Origin of the sequence: Pseudoxanthomonas koreensis, assembly GCF_041890415.1 — a bacterium.
Classification (GTDB): domain Bacteria; phylum Pseudomonadota; class Gammaproteobacteria; order Xanthomonadales; family Xanthomonadaceae; genus Pseudoxanthomonas; species Pseudoxanthomonas koreensis_A.
In genome coordinates, this window is sequence record NZ_CP169056.1 from 156,602 (window position 1) to 172,193 (window position 15,592).

The 15,592-nt window shown below is 68.5% G+C and carries 19 protein-coding genes; 17 read left to right on the forward strand and 2 right to left on the reverse strand.

Annotation, left to right across the window (positions count from 1 at the left end):
- Nucleotides 1-2 precede the first annotated feature (2 nt).
- The 17 genes from ung (at nucleotide 3) to ACEJ41_RS00785 (ending at nucleotide 14,006) form a co-directional block, all read left to right on the forward strand.
- Complete coding sequence (gene ung / locus ACEJ41_RS00705; protein ID WP_374012890.1) at nucleotides 3-731, forward strand: uracil-DNA glycosylase; 729 nt, start codon at nucleotides 3-5, stop codon at nucleotides 729-731.
- Between the two features lie 197 nt (nucleotides 732-928).
- Nucleotides 929-1,639, forward strand: coding sequence for a pirin family protein (locus ACEJ41_RS00710; RefSeq protein ID WP_374012891.1), 711 nt, complete (start codon nucleotides 929-931; stop codon nucleotides 1,637-1,639).
- 189 nt (nucleotides 1,640-1,828) lie between these two features.
- On the forward strand, nucleotides 1,829-2,707 hold the full coding sequence (rpoH, locus tag ACEJ41_RS00715) for an RNA polymerase sigma factor RpoH (protein WP_374012892.1): 879 nt from the start codon (nucleotides 1,829-1,831) through the stop codon (nucleotides 2,705-2,707).
- A 377-nt stretch (nucleotides 2,708-3,084) separates the two neighbouring features.
- Nucleotides 3,085-3,405: a hypothetical protein gene (locus ACEJ41_RS00720; protein WP_374012893.1), complete on the forward strand. Its 321-nt coding sequence runs from the start codon at nucleotides 3,085-3,087 to the stop codon at nucleotides 3,403-3,405.
- A 55-nt stretch (nucleotides 3,406-3,460) separates the two neighbouring features.
- The gene (gene atpB / locus ACEJ41_RS00725) at nucleotides 3,461-4,261 is read left to right on the forward strand and encodes a F0F1 ATP synthase subunit A (protein WP_374012894.1); all 801 of its coding nucleotides are present in this window, start codon (nucleotides 3,461-3,463) and stop codon (nucleotides 4,259-4,261) included.
- Between the two features lie 84 nt (nucleotides 4,262-4,345).
- A complete protein-coding gene (atpE, locus tag ACEJ41_RS00730) occupies nucleotides 4,346-4,627 on the forward strand; it encodes a F0F1 ATP synthase subunit C (RefSeq protein WP_162311566.1) in 282 nt (93 codons plus the stop codon).
- Nucleotides 4,628-4,739: 112 nt separating this feature from the next.
- On the forward strand, nucleotides 4,740-5,210 hold the full coding sequence (locus ACEJ41_RS00735; RefSeq protein ID WP_374012895.1) for a F0F1 ATP synthase subunit B: 471 nt from the start codon (nucleotides 4,740-4,742) through the stop codon (nucleotides 5,208-5,210).
- Between the two features lies 1 nt (nucleotide 5,211).
- Nucleotides 5,212-5,739, forward strand: coding sequence for a F0F1 ATP synthase subunit delta (locus ACEJ41_RS00740; protein ID WP_374012896.1), 528 nt, complete (start codon nucleotides 5,212-5,214; stop codon nucleotides 5,737-5,739).
- Nucleotides 5,740-5,814: 75 nt separating this feature from the next.
- On the forward strand, nucleotides 5,815-7,377 hold the full coding sequence (atpA, locus tag ACEJ41_RS00745; protein ID WP_374012897.1) for a F0F1 ATP synthase subunit alpha: 1,563 nt from the start codon (nucleotides 5,815-5,817) through the stop codon (nucleotides 7,375-7,377).
- Between the two features lie 108 nt (nucleotides 7,378-7,485).
- A complete protein-coding gene (gene atpG, locus ACEJ41_RS00750) occupies nucleotides 7,486-8,349 on the forward strand; it encodes a F0F1 ATP synthase subunit gamma (protein ID WP_374012898.1) in 864 nt (287 codons plus the stop codon).
- Between the two features lie 98 nt (nucleotides 8,350-8,447).
- A complete protein-coding gene (locus ACEJ41_RS00755; protein ID WP_374012899.1) occupies nucleotides 8,448-8,840 on the forward strand; it encodes a DUF5339 family protein in 393 nt (130 codons plus the stop codon).
- Between the two features lie 106 nt (nucleotides 8,841-8,946).
- Complete coding sequence (atpD, locus tag ACEJ41_RS00760; RefSeq protein ID WP_374012900.1) at nucleotides 8,947-10,356, forward strand: F0F1 ATP synthase subunit beta; 1,410 nt, start codon at nucleotides 8,947-8,949, stop codon at nucleotides 10,354-10,356.
- A 16-nt stretch (nucleotides 10,357-10,372) separates the two neighbouring features.
- Nucleotides 10,373-10,798, forward strand: coding sequence for a F0F1 ATP synthase subunit epsilon (locus ACEJ41_RS00765; protein ID WP_374012901.1), 426 nt, complete (start codon nucleotides 10,373-10,375; stop codon nucleotides 10,796-10,798).
- 236 nt (nucleotides 10,799-11,034) lie between these two features.
- Nucleotides 11,035-12,078, forward strand: coding sequence for an anthranilate phosphoribosyltransferase (gene trpD / locus ACEJ41_RS00770; protein ID WP_374012902.1), 1,044 nt, complete (start codon nucleotides 11,035-11,037; stop codon nucleotides 12,076-12,078).
- Nucleotides 12,075-12,422, forward strand: coding sequence for an antibiotic biosynthesis monooxygenase (locus ACEJ41_RS00775; RefSeq protein ID WP_374012903.1), 348 nt, complete (start codon nucleotides 12,075-12,077; stop codon nucleotides 12,420-12,422). The genes trpD and ACEJ41_RS00775 overlap by 4 nt, the downstream gene beginning before the upstream one ends.
- A 67-nt stretch (nucleotides 12,423-12,489) precedes the next feature.
- Nucleotides 12,490-13,284, forward strand: coding sequence for an indole-3-glycerol phosphate synthase TrpC (gene trpC / locus ACEJ41_RS00780; protein WP_374012904.1), 795 nt, complete (start codon nucleotides 12,490-12,492; stop codon nucleotides 13,282-13,284).
- Nucleotides 13,281-14,006, forward strand: coding sequence for a haloacid dehalogenase-like hydrolase (locus ACEJ41_RS00785; RefSeq protein WP_374012905.1), 726 nt, complete (start codon nucleotides 13,281-13,283; stop codon nucleotides 14,004-14,006). Before trpC ends, ACEJ41_RS00785 begins: the two co-directional genes overlap by 4 nt.
- A 35-nt stretch (nucleotides 14,007-14,041) precedes the next feature.
- On the opposite strand, the gene ACEJ41_RS00790 is transcribed toward ACEJ41_RS00785, so the two are convergent.
- Together ACEJ41_RS00790 and crp are read right to left on the reverse strand one after the other, a co-directional pair.
- Entirely contained in the window at nucleotides 14,042-14,800 is a 759-nt protein-coding gene (locus ACEJ41_RS00790; RefSeq protein ID WP_374012906.1) for a sulfite exporter TauE/SafE family protein, read from the reverse strand.
- Between the two features lie 83 nt (nucleotides 14,801-14,883).
- Nucleotides 14,884-15,573 carry a cAMP-activated global transcriptional regulator CRP gene (gene crp / locus ACEJ41_RS00795; protein WP_374014026.1) on the reverse strand — a complete coding sequence of 230 codons (690 nt, stop codon included), beginning with the start codon at nucleotides 15,571-15,573 and terminating at the stop codon, nucleotides 14,884-14,886.
- Between the last annotated feature and the right edge of the window lie 19 nt (nucleotides 15,574-15,592).

Sequence of the window (15,592 nt, forward strand, 5' to 3'; positions counted from 1 at the left end):
GCATGAGCCAGGCCGGGGAAAGCATCCGCCTGGAGCCCTCCTGGCGTGCGCGTATCGGCGACTGGCTGCTGCGCCCGGAGATGCGCGAGCTGTCCGCATTCCTGCGCCAGCGCAAGGCCGCCGGAGTCCAGGTCTACCCGCCGGGGCCGCGGATCTTCGCGGCCTTCGACGCCACGCCCTTCGAGTCCGTCAAGGTGGTGGTCCTGGGCCAGGACCCGTACCACGGCCCGGGCCAGGCGCACGGCCTGTGCTTCTCGGTACCGCCCGGGGTGGCGGTGCCGCCCTCGCTGGACAACATCCTCAAGGAAATCGGGGCCGAACTCGGCCTGCCGCGGCCGGACCACGGCTGCCTGCTGCCCTGGGCGCGGCGCGGCGTGCTGTTGCTCAATGCGGTGCTGACGGTGGAGCAGGGCCGTGCCGGCGCCCACCAGGGCAAGGGCTGGGAGGGCTTCACCGACCACGTCATCGAGACCCTGGCGCGCGAACGCGAGGGGCTGGTGTTCATGCTCTGGGGCAGTTACGCCCAGGCCAAGGGCAAGGTGATCGACCCGCGCCGGCATCGGGTGCTCAAGGCGCCACACCCCTCGCCGTTGTCGGCCTACCGCGGGTTCATGGGCTGCGGCCATTTCGCCGCCGCCAATGACTACCTGGCCCGGCGCGGGCAGGCGCCGATCGACTGGTCGCTGCCGCCGCGCGCCGAGGTCGAGGCGATGCTGGCAGGGGCCGGCTGACCGGCTGACCGGGGCAGGCCCGCCCGTGCGGGCTGGAGGCCAAGAGCCCGGCGGTGCTGCGGTACCCGGATGCCCCGGTGCGTTTATTCCATAAATAGAACAATAGCACTCAGATTGATGTATTTATTCCAGTGGTGATATCAGTCACTCTGTACTCCAGCGCCGGGTCCGCCCGGCTTCCCATCCCTGGAGGCACCATGATCATCCTGCGACCGGCCGCCGAGCGCGGCCACGCCAACCACGGCTGGCTGGATTCCCGGCACAGCTTCTCCTTCGCCGACTACCACGACCCCGCGCACATGCACTGGGGGCCGCTGCGGGTCATCAACGAGGACCGGGTGGCCGCAGGCCAGGGCTTCGGCAGCCATGGCCATCGCGACATGGAGATCATCAGCTACGTGCTGGAGGGCGCGCTGGCGCACAAGGACTCGATGGGCAATGTCGAAACGATCGTGCCCGGAGAGGTGCAGCGCATGAGTGCCGGCACCGGCGTGACCCATTCGGAGTTCAACTACGACACCACCGGCACCACCCATTTCCTGCAGATCTGGATCCTGCCCGAGCGCACCGGGATCACCCCCGGCTACGAGCAGAAGCGCTTCGACGAAGCCGGCAAGCGCGGCCGCCTGCGCCTGGTGGTCAGCCCGGACGGTGCCGACGGCTCGTTGCGCATGCACCAGGATGCGCGCATGTATGCCGGCCTGTTCGATGGCGACGAGGCGGCGGACCTGGACATCGCCCCCGGGCGGCTGGCCTACGTGCACCTGGTCCGCGGCACCGCCACGGTCAACGGCCACGCCCTGGCCGCCGGCGACGCGTTGATGTATCGCGATGAGCCGCAGATGCGGATCCAGGCCGGGCAGGACGCGGAGGTACTGGTGTTCGACCTGCCGCCCCTTGCCGCGTAGGCGCCGGCCCTGCCCCGACCGCCCATGGACGGCGGCCACGCCGCCGGGCGCTCCCTGCGGTGCTGCTGCGGTGGCGTACATGCCTGATTCAGAAGGTATTGGCGACGCCCGATATCGTTGCGCCGATGCAACGCAGGGAACCATCCCCGGCGTTAGCAGTCCAATCGTCCGATTGCTAAGATGAGTGCCATGACCCAGACCATCCGTTCGACCCAACTCGTCGCCAACAACCTTCCCGTTCCCAGTCCGCTGGGCTCGCTGGAGGCCTATGTCGGCGCGGTGCACCAGATCCCGGTGCTGAGCGTGGAGGAAGAGCAGGCCCTGGCCCGCCGTTTCCGCGACCATGAGGACCTGGATGCAGCCCGGGAGCTGGTGCATTCGCACCTGCGCTTCGTCGTCCACGTGGCCCGCGGCTACAGCGGCTACGGCCTGCAACTGGGCGACCTGATCCAGGAAGGCAACATCGGCCTGATGAAGGCGGTCAAGCGCTTCGACCCCGAGCTGGGAGTGCGCCTGGTCAGCTTCGCCGTGCACTGGATCCGCGCCGAGATGCACGAGTTCATCCTCAAGAACTGGCGCATCGTCAAGGTCGCCACGACCAAGGCCCAGCGCAAGCTGTTCTTCAACCTGCGCAAGGCCAAGACCCGGCTGGGCTGGATGAACGCGGCCGAAGTCAGCGCCGTGGCCCGCGACCTCAACGTCTCCGAGCGCGAGGTGCTGGAGATGGAATCGCGGCTGTCCGGCCGTGACATCGGTTTCGATGCCCCCACCGACGAGGACGACGAGCGCGCCCCGCCGGCACCCGCGGCCTACCTGGTGGCGCACGACGAGGACCCTTCGGTGGCCTACGAGCGTGCCGACAGCGAGGACAACCAGCTGCAGCTGCTGCGCCAGGGCCTGGCCAGCCTGGACGAGCGCTCGCGCGACATCGTGGCCCGCCGCTGGCTGGATGCCGACAACAAGCTCACCTTGCAGGAACTGGCCGACGAATACGGGGTTTCGGCCGAGCGCATCCGCCAGATCGAGGCCAATGCGATGAAGAAGATGAAGGCGTTGCTGGCCGCCTGACGGCTGCCATCGGCTGTACCACCCCAAGCAACGGCCCGGGCAACCGGGCCGTTTGCCGTTGGCGGGCGTGCGGCGGCGTGCATCTACCGGGGCCGGTGACGGATCAATGGAAAGGCCCCGGTCGCGAAACCGGGGCCGTGGCGCCGGGCTGGACCGACGAGGTTCTCCGTCCCGGCACTGCTGCGACCCGGCAGCCTCGTGAAAGTTCCAGCGGCACCGGCAGCGTATGGCGGTTGTCCCCGAAAATGTCCCGCTGCTATACTTTCGCGGCTCGGCGAGGCGCATCCTGCATGCAGCCAGCCTCCGCTTCCTCCACAGGTACCCGTCACGTGCTGAACTCCGTTGCCGCAGGCCGGCGACAGGCCCGGCGTGTAATTGTGTGGCAGGCAGCAGCGACGTTGCTGGTCGCGCTGGTGTGCCTCTGGTGGGGCGGCCTGCGGCCTGCGGCGGCGCTTGCAGGCGGCGCGGCGGTGATGCTGGCCGGGGCGCTGGCGGCGCGGATCTCGCTTGGAGGCGGGGTCGAAGGCGCCGGGCCTGCGGTCGCGCGGCTGCTGGCCGGGATGCTGGCCAAGTGGCTGGTCCTGGTCGCTGCGCTGGCGCTGGGCGTGCTGGCCTGCGGGCTGCCACCGCTGCCGATGCTGGCCGCGGTTGCCGCCGCGCTGGCGGCGCAGGTGCCTGCCCTGGCACTTGCGCGCTGAACGTGGGGTCGGGCGAAAACAATCCAGATTGCGTTGAGAACAGGAAAACGGACCTATGGCGGGCGAGGCGGAACTGACCCCTACCAGCTACATCCAGCACCACCTGCACAATCTGACCGCCCAGGTCGGCGACGGCGGCACGTTCTGGACCGTGCACCTGGACACCCTGATCAGCTCGGTGCTGATCGGCCTGCTGATGGTGTTCCTGTTCTGGCTGGCCACGCGCAAGGCGACCGCCGGCGTGCCCGGCAAGTGGCAGGCCTTCGTCGAGATCTGCCTGGAGTTCGTCGACCGCCAGGCCCGCGACACCTACCACGGGACCAGCAAGCTGGTGACGCCGATCGCGATCACCCTGTTCTTCTGGATCCTGCTGATGAACACGATGAAGATGATCCCGGCCGACTTCATCGCCAAGCCGCTGGAGTGGATGGGCGTGCCCTACTGGAAGCCGGTGCCCACCGCCGACGTCAACGCCACCCTGGGCCTGTCGATCAGCGTGTTCTTCCTGACCCTGTTCTTCGGCCTGCGTGCCAAGGGCCTGGGCCACTTCACCCTCGAGTTCCTGACCGCGCCGTTCGGCAAGTGGATGATGCCGTTCAACCTCATCCTCAACATCGTCGAGTGGCTGAGCAAGCCGATCTCGCTGGCGATGCGACTGTTCGGCAACATGTTCGGCGGCGAGATCGTGTTCCTGCTGATCTGGGTGCTCGGCGGCGCCAGCCTGCTGGGCCTGGTGGGCGGCGCAGTGTTCGGCTTCGGCTGGATGATCTTCCACCTGCTGGTCATCCCGCTGCAGGCATTCATTTTCATGATGCTGTCGATCGTGTACCTCAGCCTGGCTGAAGACAGCCACTGATCACGGTTGCGGCACCCAGGGCTTCGCTTCATCCCCCATCCCCTTCACCCTTTCACCCTTCGCCATTCATATCCGGAGAAAACCATGGAAACCGCACTGACCGCACTCGCTTCCGTCCAGGCTTCGACCGTCCTTGCCGTCGGCATCATGATCGGCCTGGCTGCGCTGGGCGCAGGCCTGGGCCTTGCCATCATGTCGGGCAAGTTCCTGGAGTCGGCCGCACGCCAGCCCGAGCTGATCCCGGTCCTGCAGGTGCGCATGTTCATCACCGCCGGCCTGATCGACGCCGCGTTCATCATCAGCGTCGCGGTGGGCCTGCTGTTCGCCTTCGCCAGCCCGTTCCTGGTCGGCGGCCTGGCCCCGTAACCGTCGGGCCGGTTATCCCCGACGGCTGCCGCCGGTCCATGCCGGCGGCCGCATCCAGGAAACCCGGTGGCGTCCGCGCCGCGGGCGTCCCGAGTACAGGCAGAGCGCACCCATGAACCTCAATCTGACCCTAATCGCCCAGGCCCTGGCATTCGCCAGCATGATCTGGCTGATCGCGACCTTCATCTGGCCGCCGCTGCTCAAGGCACTGGAAGAGCGCCAGCAGAAGATCGCCGAGGGCCTTGCCGCGGCCGACCGCAGCCAGAAGGACCTGGCGCAGGCGCAGGACAAGGTCAACGAGCTGCTCAAGGAAGCCCGCGGCAAGGCCAACGAGATCATCGACCAGGCCCACGCCCGCGGCAACCAGATCATCGACGCCGCGCGCGAGGAAGCAATCGCCGAAGCCAACCGGCAGAAGGCTGCCGCGCTGGGCGAGATCGACGCATCGGCCAACCGCGTGCGCGAGGAGCTGCGCAAGCAGGTCTCGGTGCTGGCGGTGAGCGGTGCCGAGAAGCTGCTGCGCCGCGAGATCGACGCCAACGCCCACAAGGCGTTGCTCGACGAGCTGGCGGCCGAGATCTGACATGAGCCAGGCCCTCACCCTTGCCCGCCCCTACGCCCGCGCCGCCTATGGCGTGGCCCGCGATGAAGGCCGCGTCGACGCCTGGTCGGCGGCGCTGGCGCTGTCCGCACAGGTCGCCGCCGACCCGCGCGTGGACGGGTTGCTGCGCAATCCGGCGTTGCGCGACGACGAAGCGGTGGTGCTGCTGGCCCCGCAGGGCGTTGATGCGTCCTACGGCCGTTTCCTCGCGCTGCTGGCGCAGGCCGGCCGGTTGCCGCTGCTGGGCGAGGTGGCCGGCTTGTTCGAGCAACTGCGTGCCGAAGACCAGCGCGTGGTCCGGGCCCGGGTGACCTCCGCCACCGAGCTGGCGCCGCAGGAGCTGGAGCGGCTGCGTGATGCCCTCAAGCGCCGCTTTGGCCGCGATGTCGAAGTGGTCGCGTCGGTCGACGCCGGGCTGCTGGGCGGCGCGCTGATCGATGCCGGCGACGTGGTGATCGACGGTTCGCTCAAGGGCAAGCTGGCGCGCCTGCAGGCTGCCCTGGCGGGCTGACGCACGCCGCACCCAGACAGTTCACTTTTCAGGTCGCAAGCCCACTTTCCGGCGCGCGCCTCCAAGGAAATCAACATGGCTACCACGCTCAACCCCTCCGAAATCAGCGACCTGATCAAGACCCGCATCGAGCAGGTCAAGCTCTCTGCCGAGGCCCGCAACGAGGGCACCGTGACCTCCGTGTCCGATGGCATCGTGCGCATCTTCGGCCTGGCCGACGTGATGCAGGGCGAGATGGTCGAGCTGCCGGCCGCCGGCGAGGGCTCGCCCACCTACGCGCTTGCGCTGAACCTGGAGCGCGACTCGGTCGGCGCCGTGGTCCTGGGTGACTACGAGCACCTGCGCGAAGGCGACGTGGCCAAGACCACCGGCCGCATCCTCGAGGTGCCGGTCGGTCCGGAGCTGCTGGGCCGCGTGGTCAACGCGCTGGGCGAGCCGATCGACGGCAAGGGCCCGATCACCGCCACCCAGACCGCACCGGTCGAGCGCGTGGCCCCGGGCGTGATCTGGCGCAAGTCGGTCGACCAGCCGGTGCAGACCGGCTACAAGTCGGTGGACGCGATGATCCCGATCGGCCGCGGCCAGCGCGAGCTGGTCATCGGCGACCGCCAGACCGGCAAGACCGCGCTGGCCATCGATGCGGTGATCAACCAGAAGGACACCGGCATCAAGTGCGTGTACGTGGCCATCGGCCAGAAGGCTTCGACGGTGGCCAACATCGTGCGCAAGCTGGAAGAGAACGGCGCCATGGCCCACACGATCGTGGTGGCGGCCACCGCGTCCGAATCGGCGGCGATGCAGTACATCAGCCCGTACTCGGGCTGCACCATGGGCGAGTACTTCATGGACCGCGGCCAGGATGCGCTGATCGTCTATGACGACCTGTCCAAGCAGGCCGTGGCCTACCGCCAGATCTCGCTGCTGCTGCGCCGCCCGCCGGGCCGCGAAGCCTACCCGGGCGACGTGTTCTACCTGCACTCCCGCCTGCTCGAGCGCGCCGCGCGCGTGTCCGAGGAGTACGTGGAGAAGTTCACCAACGGCGAGGTCAAGGGCAAGACCGGCTCGCTGACCGCGCTGCCGATCATCGAGACCCAGGCTGGCGACGTGTCCGCGTTCGTGCCGACCAACGTGATCTCGATCACCGACGGCCAGATCTTCCTGGAAACCGACCTGTTCAACGCCGGCATCCGCCCGGCGGTGAACGCCGGCATCTCGGTGTCGCGCGTGGGTGGCGCGGCCCAGACCAAGATCATCAAGAAGCTGTCCGGCGGCATCCGCATTGCGCTGGCGCAGTACCGCGAGCTGGCGGCGTTCGCCCAGTTCGCCTCCGACCTGGACGAGGCCACCCGCAAGCAGCTCGAGCGCGGCCAGCGCGTGACCGAGCTGATGAAGCAGAAGCAGTACCTGCCGATGTCCATCGCCCAGCAGGCCGTGTCGATCTACGCGGTCAACGAGGGCTACCTGGACGACGTGCCGGTGGCCAGGATCGGTGCGTTCGAGGATGGCCTGCACGCGCATTTCGCCAACACCCAGGGCGCGCTGATCGAGCAGATCAACAAGACCGGCGCCTGGAACGACGAGATCGAAGCGGCGTTCAAGACCGGCATCGAGGAGTTCAAGACCACCGGTTCGTTCTGAGCCGGTGCGACAGTTGTCCAACAGCAACATCAGGTGGTGACAGGCGGGGATCCGGTATGGCGGATCACCCATGGCCAATCACCCACCACCGCGAGCGGAGCAAGCTAGATGGCAGGCGGCAGGGAAATCAAAACCAAGATCAAGAGCGTGCAGAACACCCGCAAGGTGACCCGCGCGCTGGAGATGGTGTCGGCCTCCAAGATCCGCAAGGCGCAGGAGCGGATGCGCACCTCGCGCCCCTACGCGAACGCGATGAAGCAGGTGATCGGCCACCTGGCCCAGGCCAACACCGATTACCCGCACCCGTTCCTGGTCGGGCGCGAGCGCGTGGAGCGGGTGGGCTACATCGTGATCTCTTCCGACCGCGGCCTGGCCGGCGGCCTGAACAACAACCTGTTCCGCAAGCTGCTGGGCGAAGTACGGCAGTGGAACGAGCAGGGTGTGGAAGTGGACATGGTCACCATCGGCCAGAAGGCGCAGGCCTACTTCCGCCGGATCAAGGTGAACATGGTCGGCAGCGTCTCCCATATCGGCGACGTGCCGCGCCTGGACCAGCTGGTGGGCGTGATCAAGGTCATGCTCGACGCCTACACCGAAGGCAAGGTCGACCGCGTGTTCGTGGTCTACAACAACTTCGTCAACACCATGAGCCAGAAGGTCACCTTCGACCAGCTGCTGCCGTTGCCGGCCGTGGGTGAAGGCGTGCCCAGCCACGAGTGGGACTACCTGTACGAGCCGGACGCCGGCAGCGTGCTGGAGCACGTGCTGACCCGTTACATCGAGTCGCTGGTGTACCAGGCGGTGCTGGAGAACGTGGCGTCCGAACACGCCTCGCGCATGGTGGCCATGAAGGCCGCCAGCGACAACGCAACCAAGATGATCGGCACCCTCAACCTCGTCTACAACAAGGCGCGGCAGGCGGCCATCACCCAGGAAATTTCCGAGATTGTCGGTGGTGCTGCTGCCGTGTGACCGGAAAAGGGAGGCACCGCGGCGCGGTCGGTGTCTGTGCAACCAGTACTACTGCGTGCGAAGTATCCGTTTTTTCTATTGAAAGCCAAGGAATGACAATGAACAAGCTGATGACTGTCGCACTGCTTGCAGTGCTGATGACCGCCTGTGGTGACAAGTCCGCCGAAGCCCCCGCGGCCGACGTCGCCCCGGCGACCGATGCCACCGAGGCTGCGCCGGCCGATGCCGCCGTGGAAGAGAGTGCCGACGCCGCGGCTGTCGACACTTCGGTGGGCGCTGGCCTGCCGGCGGCGTGCGAGGAGTACCTGACCCGCGCCAAGGCCTGCTTCGCCAAGACTGGCGGCGGTGCTTCGGCTGCGGCGTTCCAGCAGGGCGTGGACCAGGCGCGCGAGCAGTGGGAAGCGCTGCCTGACAAGTCCGGCCTGGACACCGCCTGTGCGGCTGCGAACGACCAGTTCGCCCAGACCGCTGCGATGCTCAACTGCGAGTAAGCGGCAAAGCCACCTGCGGGCTGCAAGGCCCGCAGGTTCCGCGGGTGTTGCGGAAAGCCCGGCGGTTTTCCACAACATCCGAACTTTGGGACAAGCGAGTAGCCAGATGAATGTCACCTCTCCTCAAGGCAAGATCGTCCAGATCATCGGCGCCGTCGTCGACGTCGAATTTCCGCGCGCCGAAGTGCCGAAGGTGTACGACGCCCTGAAGGTCGACAACACCGCCATCACCCTGGAAGTGCAGCAGCAGCTCGGCGACGGCGTGGTACGCACCATCGCCCTGGGCTCCACCGACGGCCTGCGCCGCAACCTGGTCGCCACCAACACCGGCAGCGCGATCTCGGTGCCGGTCGGTGCCGGCACCCTGGGCCGGATCATGGACGTGCTGGGCCGCCCGATCGACGAGGCCGGCCCGGTCGAGGCCTCGGCGCACTGGGAGATCCACCGTGCCGCGCCGTCCTACGAGGACCAGTCCTCGTCCACCGAATTGCTGGAGACCGGCATCAAGGTCATCGACCTGATGTGCCCGTTCGCCAAGGGCGGCAAGGTCGGCCTGTTCGGCGGTGCCGGCGTCGGCAAGACCGTCAACATGATGGAGCTGATCAACAACATCGCCAAGGCGCACAGCGGCCTGTCCGTGTTCGCCGGCGTGGGCGAGCGTACCCGCGAGGGCAACGACTTCTACCACGAGATGAAGGACTCCAACGTCCTGGACAAGGTGGCGATGGTCTACGGCCAGATGAACGAGCCGCCGGGCAACCGCCTGCGCGTGGCCCTGACCGGCCTGACCATGGCCGAGTACTTCCGCGAGGAAAAGGACGCGTCCGGCAAGGGCAAGGACGTGCTGCTGTTCGTGGACAACATCTACCGCTACACCCTGGCCGGCACCGAGGTCTCGGCGCTGCTGGGCCGCATGCCGTCGGCGGTGGGCTACCAGCCGACCCTGGCCGAGGAAATGGGCGTGCTGCAGGAGCGCATCACCTCGACCAAGTCCGGTTCGATCACCTCGATCCAGGCCGTGTACGTGCCTGCGGACGACCTGACCGACCCGTCGCCGGCAACCACCTTCGCCCACCTCGATGCGACCGTGGTGCTGAGCCGCAACATCGCATCGCTCGGCATCTACCCGGCCGTGGACCCGCTGGACTCGACCAGCCGCCAGCTTGATCCCAACGTGATCGGCCACGAGCACTACGACACCGCGCGCCGGGTCCAGGCCACGCTGCAGAAGTACAAGGAGCTCAAGGACATCATCGCGATCCTGGGCATGGACGAGCTTTCGGAAGAGGACAAGCTGGCGGTGTCGCGCGCCCGCAAGATCGAGCGCTTCTTCAGCCAGCCGTTCCACGTGGCCGAGGTGTTCACCGGCTCGCCGGGCAAGTACGTCTCGCTGAAGGACACCATCCGCGGCTTCAAGGGCATCGTGGACGGCGAGTACGACCACCTGCCGGAGCAGGCGTTCTACATGGTCGGCACCATCGACGAAGCGGTCGAGAAGGCCGGCAAGATCGCCTGACAAAGAGAAGCCAATCATGAGCACCACCATCCGTTGCGACATCGTCAGCGCCGAGCAGGAGATCTTCCATGGCGAGGCCACCCTGGTCGTGGCCACCGGCGAGCTGGGCGAACTGGGCATCGCGCCGCGGCATGCGCCGCTGATCACCCGCCTGAAGCCGGGCAAGGTGGTGGTGACCCAGGCCGATGGCTCGCAGCTGGATTTCGCCATTTCCGGCGGCATCCTGGAGGTGCAGCCGCAGGTGGTGACCATCCTGGCCGACACGGCCATCCGTGCCGAGGACATCGACGAGGCGGCGGTGCGCGCAGCCAAGGACGAGGCCGAGCGGGCGCTGGCCAACCGCAGCGAGGCGATGGACGTGGCCGAGGCGCAGCAGCGCCTGGCCGAGGTCACCGCCCAGTTGCAGGCGCTGGAGCGCCTGCGCCGCAACCTCAAGCACTAGGCCATCCTGCCGCCGGGCGCGCCCGGCAGCGATGCAATGAACGCCGGCCCCGTGGCCGGCGTTCGCATTTGCAGCGGCCGTCCACGCTGTGCAGGAGCCGGTCTTGCCGGCGACCGTCATGGCTGGCGGATCGCAGGCCGGAGGTTCCCCATGGCGGTCGCCGGCAAGACCGGTTCCTACAAGGAACGCGTCATCGCACGTTAGACTCGGCGGGTTCCCGCATGCGATCCGACACCATGACCATCACCCCCCAGGAAGCCCTCCAGCGCACGATCGAGCACCGCGAGATCTTCCACGACGAGATGGTCGGCCTGATGCGCCAGATCATGCGCGGCGAGCTCTCGCCGGTGATGGCGGCCGCCATCCTCACCGGGTTGCGGGTGAAGAAGGAAACGGTCGGCGAGATCGCCGGAGCGGCCCGGGTCATGCGCGAGTTCTCGCGCACGGTGGACGTGGCCGACCGCACCGGCCTGGTCGACATCGTCGGCACCGGCGGCGACGGCTCGCACACCTTCAACATTTCCACCTGCTCGATGTTCGTGGCCGCCGCGGCCGGTGCGCGGGTGGCCAAGCACGGCAACCGCAGCGTCTCGTCCAAGTCCGGCAGCGCCGACGTGCTGGAGGCGCTGGGTGCCTGCATCGAGTTGCAGCCCGGGCAGGTGGCCGAGGCGATCGAACAGACCGGCATCGGCTTCATGTTCGCGCCGATCCATCACCCGGCGATGAAGGCCGTGGCCCCGGTGCGGCGCGAGATGGGCGTGCGCACCATCTTCAACATCCTCGGGCCGCTGACCAACCCGGCCGGCGCGCCGAACATCCTGATGGGCGTGTTCCACCCCGACCTGGTGGGCATCCAGGCGCGCGTGCTGCACGAGCTTGGCGCCGAGCGCGCGCTGGTGGTCTGGGGTCGCGACGGCATGGACGAGATATCGCTGGGCGCGGCCACCCTGGTGGGCGAACTGCGCGACGGCGCGGTGCACGAATACGAGATCCATCCCGAGGACTTCGGCATCGCCATGTCGGCCAGCCGCAACCTCAAGGTGGTCGATGCCGCGCAATCGCGCGCCATGCTGCTGGGCGTGCTTGATGGCGCCCCCGGTCCGGCCCGCGACATCGTCACCCTCAATGCTGCCGCCGCGCTGTACGTGGCCGGGGTGGTGGAGGACATCGGCAGCGGCATCGAACGTGCACGCATGGCCATCGACGACGGCGCCGCACGCGCGCGCCTGCAGGCCTTCGTGGCCCTGACCCGTGCCCTGGCCGGCACCGCCACGGCATGAGCGGCGACGGTTTCGCCCCCCTGCCGGCGCCGCCGTACTACGCGGTGATCTTCAGCTCCACGCGCAAGGACGGGGACGATGCCGGCTACGCCGAAGCGGCCACGCGCATGCTCGAGCTGGCGCGCCTGCAACCGGGCTTCCTGGGCGTGGAATCCACCCGTGGCGGCGATGGCTTCGGCATCACCGTGTCCTACTGGGAGAGCGAAGCGGCGATCCGCGCCTGGCGCGAGCATGCCGAGCATGCGCAGGTGCGCCGGCATGGGCGCGCCCACTGGTACGAACACTACGAATTGCGGGTGGCCAGGGTCGAGCGCGCGTCCGGGTCCGGGACCCCTTCGCGGTAGGCGCCTACAGCAGTGTCGGCCCATGCGAGAATGCCCGGTCCGCTGCGCGCCCGTCCGTGACCGACCCATGAGCGACATCCTCCAGACCATCCTGGCCCGCAAGGCCGAAGAGATTGCCGAGCGCAGCGCGCGCTTGCCGCTGGCCGACGTGGCCGCGCGTGCGCGCGATGCCGGGCCGGTGCGCGGGTTCACCGCGGCGCTGCAGGCCGCCATCGCCCAGGGCGACCCGGCGGTGATTGCCGAGGTCAAGAAGGCCAGCCCCTCCAAGGGCGTGATCCGCGCCGACTTCCGCCCGGGCGAGATCGCGGTGGGCTACCAGTTCGGCGGCGCCTCGTGCCTGTCGGTGCTCACCGACGTGGATTTCTTCCAGGGCAGCGACGAGTACCTGCGCCAGGCGCGCGCGGCCTGCACCCTGCCGGTGCTGCGCAAGGACTTCACCATCGACCCCTACCAGGTGCACGAAGCGCGCATGCTCGGTGCCGACTGCATCCTGCTGATCGTGGCCGCGCTGGGCGACGACCAGCTGGCCGAGCTGTCCGGGCTGGCGCTGGAGCTGGGCATGGACGTGCTGGTGGAAGTGCACGACATCGACGAGCTCGAGCGTGCCATCCAGGTGCCGGTGCCGCTGGTGGGCATCAACAACCGCAACCTGCGCAGCTTCGAAGTGTCCCTGGATGTCACCCTGGGCATGAAGGACGCGGTGCCGCGTGACCGCCTGCTGGTCACCGAGAGCGGCATCCTGGTGGCTGCGGACGTGGCACGGATGCGTGCCGCCGGCGTGCATGCATTCCTGGTGGGCGAAACCTTCATGCGCGCGCCCGAGCCGGGCGAGGCGCTGCGGCAGCTGTTCTTCGAGACATGAGCGCAGCTGCGTACCCGCCGCCGCGTGCCGACGCGCCGCTGGTGGTGTTCGATTTCGACCACACCCTCTACGACGGCGACTCGGGCAGCCACCTGTTCGCCTGGCTGATCCGGCGCAACCCGCTGCGGGTGCTGGTGGCCTTGCTGGCCACGCCGCTGCTGGGGCCGATGGTGGCGTTCCTGCCGACCCGGCGCCGCGGCATTTCCGGTTACGTGTGGATCGGCAGCTTCGGTGTCCACCGGGTGCGCGAGTTCGACCGGGTGATCGACCGCTACGTCGCCGCCCACCGCCAGGAGATCGGCCGCCGGCTGCTGCCGGCCGCGCTGGAGGTGCTGGCCGGGCACCGCGCCGCCGGCGACCGGGTGGTGGTCGCCACCGGCGCACCGCCGGAACTGGCGCGGGCCATCCTGGGTTTCGTCGCCCATGAGGACGTGCCGGTGATCGGGACGGCGGTGGGCCCGCGCTGGGGCGCGGTGGTGGCCACCCGCCACTGCCACAACGAGGAAAAGATGCGCATGCTGCGCGAGCGCGGCTACGGCGATATCGACATCGCCTATTCCGACAGCACCGCCGACCTGCCCCTGCTGCACGCCGCGCGCCGGCCGGTGGTGGTCAACCCCAAGCATGCGCGGGTTGCGCTGTTCCGGCGGGTGCTGCCGGCGGGCACGCCGATCCTCAACTGGGGCTGTCGCGACCGCGGCGGCGACGCTGTCGCCGGGTAGCAATGGCGCGGCGGGGTGTGGCGCGCCGCCGGCCCTTACCCCAGCGCCCGGTGCAGGGCGAAGCCGATCTGGTAAAGGCTGATGCACAGCACCAGCACGCCGACCGCGATCAGCACCCACTTCTCGCGCACGCGCTTGACCAGCACCGCGGCCACCGGCGCGGCAATCATGCCGCCCACCAGCAGGCCGGCCACGATCTGCAGGTGCTGCAGGCCGATCGACAGCAGGAAGGTGATCGACACCGCCACGGTGACCACGAACTCGGCCGCGTTGACCGAGCCGATCACGGTGCGTGCCTGGCCGCCGCCGGCCAGCAGGGTGGAGGTGGCCAGCGGACCCCAGCCGCCGCCGCCGCTGGCGTCGAGCATGCCGGCGAAGAAGCCCAGCACCGGCACCCGGCGCACTTCGCGCCGCGGCACCATGCGCCCGAACGCGCGCACCAGGATCAGCACCGCCAGCACCAGCAGGTAGGCATAGACGAACGGGCGGATCACGTCGCCCGGGATCTGGGTCAGCACGTAGGCGCCGATGATGCCGCCAATGGATCCGGGGATGGCCAGGCGCAGGAACAGGCGCTTGTCCACGTTGCCCATGGCCAGGTGCGAGGCGCCGGATGCGCCGGTGGTGAACACCTCGGCGGCATGGATGCTGGCGCTGACCTGGGCCGGTGGCAGGCCCATGCCCAGCATTACCGACGAGGACACCAGCCCGTAGGCCATGCCGAGCGCACCGTCCACGAGCTGCGCACAGAGCCCGATCAGGACGAACCAGAAAAAGGTTTCACCAAACTCCATCGACGGGATATCCGGGGCAGGGTCAAGCCGCCCGGCGGACGACGGACGTGGGACGAGGGGCGGGATGCATCAGCCCGCGGCGTTCATCGCGTGCCGTACACGACGACGGTCTTGCCACGCGCATGCAGCTGGCCTTCGGCCTGCAGCTTCTTCAGCACGCGGCCGGCCATTTCGCGCGAGCAACCGACCAGGCGCGCCAGCTCCTGGCGCGAGACCCGCAACTGGGTGCCTTGCGGGTGGCTCATGGCGTCCGGTTCCTGGGCCAGGTCGTGCAGGGTGCGCACGATCCGGTCGGTCACGTCCAGGAAGGCCAGGCGGCTGGCCTTGCGGCTGGTGGTCAGCAACCGGCGCGAGAGCTGCACGCCGATGGAATAGAGCAGGCGCGGCGCGTCGGCGGCCAGCGGGCCCAGCATCAGCTGCTGCAGCCGCTCATAGCCGATTTCGGCCAGTTCGCAGGCGCTGCGGGTACGCAGGATGACTTCGCGGCTGTCCGATTCAATGAACAGGCCCATCTCGCCGACGAATTCGCCGGCGCCGTAGTAGCCCAGCACCAGCTCGCGGCCGTCTTCTTCCTCGGCGATGATGCTGACCGAGCCGGCGGCCACGTAATAGAGCGTGCCAGCAGGGTCGCCCGGGCGGAAGACGTCGGTGCGGTTGGGATAGCGGCGACGCTGGCAGTGGGCCAGGAAACGCTCGGTGGCGGCCTGGTCCAGCGACAACGGGCTGCTGGCGAAACGCACGGGGGACACGTGGGCGGGTTTCCTGGCGTTCATGGAGTTGGGGGTGGCGATG

What these genes read in the sequence shown, in the direction of transcription:
- trpC (WP_374012904.1), top strand. Translation starts at nt 12,490, where the DNA reads ATGAGCGACATCCTCCAGACCATCCTGGCCCGCAAGGCCGAAGAGATT.
- crp (WP_374014026.1), bottom strand. Translation starts at nt 15,573, where the DNA reads ATGAACGCCAGGAAACCCGCCCACGTGTCCCCCGTGCGTTTCGCCAGC.
- ACEJ41_RS00735 (WP_374012895.1), top strand. Translation starts at nt 4,740, where the DNA reads ATGAACCTCAATCTGACCCTAATCGCCCAGGCCCTGGCATTCGCCAGC.
- trpD (WP_374012902.1), top strand. Translation starts at nt 11,035, where the DNA reads ATGACCATCACCCCCCAGGAAGCCCTCCAGCGCACGATCGAGCACCGC.
- atpE (WP_162311566.1), top strand. Translation starts at nt 4,346, where the DNA reads ATGGAAACCGCACTGACCGCACTCGCTTCCGTCCAGGCTTCGACCGTC.
- atpA (WP_374012897.1), top strand. Translation starts at nt 5,815, where the DNA reads ATGGCTACCACGCTCAACCCCTCCGAAATCAGCGACCTGATCAAGACC.
- ACEJ41_RS00790 (WP_374012906.1), bottom strand. Translation starts at nt 14,800, where the DNA reads ATGGAGTTTGGTGAAACCTTTTTCTGGTTCGTCCTGATCGGGCTCTGT.
- ACEJ41_RS00765 (WP_374012901.1), top strand. Translation starts at nt 10,373, where the DNA reads ATGAGCACCACCATCCGTTGCGACATCGTCAGCGCCGAGCAGGAGATC.
- ACEJ41_RS00755 (WP_374012899.1), top strand. Translation starts at nt 8,448, where the DNA reads ATGAACAAGCTGATGACTGTCGCACTGCTTGCAGTGCTGATGACCGCC.
- atpB (WP_374012894.1), top strand. Translation starts at nt 3,461, where the DNA reads ATGGCGGGCGAGGCGGAACTGACCCCTACCAGCTACATCCAGCACCAC.
- ung (WP_374012890.1), top strand. Translation starts at nt 3, where the DNA reads ATGAGCCAGGCCGGGGAAAGCATCCGCCTGGAGCCCTCCTGGCGTGCG.
- atpD (WP_374012900.1), top strand. Translation starts at nt 8,947, where the DNA reads ATGAATGTCACCTCTCCTCAAGGCAAGATCGTCCAGATCATCGGCGCC.
- ACEJ41_RS00775 (WP_374012903.1), top strand. Translation starts at nt 12,075, where the DNA reads ATGAGCGGCGACGGTTTCGCCCCCCTGCCGGCGCCGCCGTACTACGCG.
- ACEJ41_RS00740 (WP_374012896.1), top strand. Translation starts at nt 5,212, where the DNA reads ATGAGCCAGGCCCTCACCCTTGCCCGCCCCTACGCCCGCGCCGCCTAT.
- atpG (WP_374012898.1), top strand. Translation starts at nt 7,486, where the DNA reads ATGGCAGGCGGCAGGGAAATCAAAACCAAGATCAAGAGCGTGCAGAAC.
- ACEJ41_RS00710 (WP_374012891.1), top strand. Translation starts at nt 929, where the DNA reads ATGATCATCCTGCGACCGGCCGCCGAGCGCGGCCACGCCAACCACGGC.
- rpoH (WP_374012892.1), top strand. Translation starts at nt 1,829, where the DNA reads ATGACCCAGACCATCCGTTCGACCCAACTCGTCGCCAACAACCTTCCC.
- ACEJ41_RS00785 (WP_374012905.1), top strand. Translation starts at nt 13,281, where the DNA reads ATGAGCGCAGCTGCGTACCCGCCGCCGCGTGCCGACGCGCCGCTGGTG.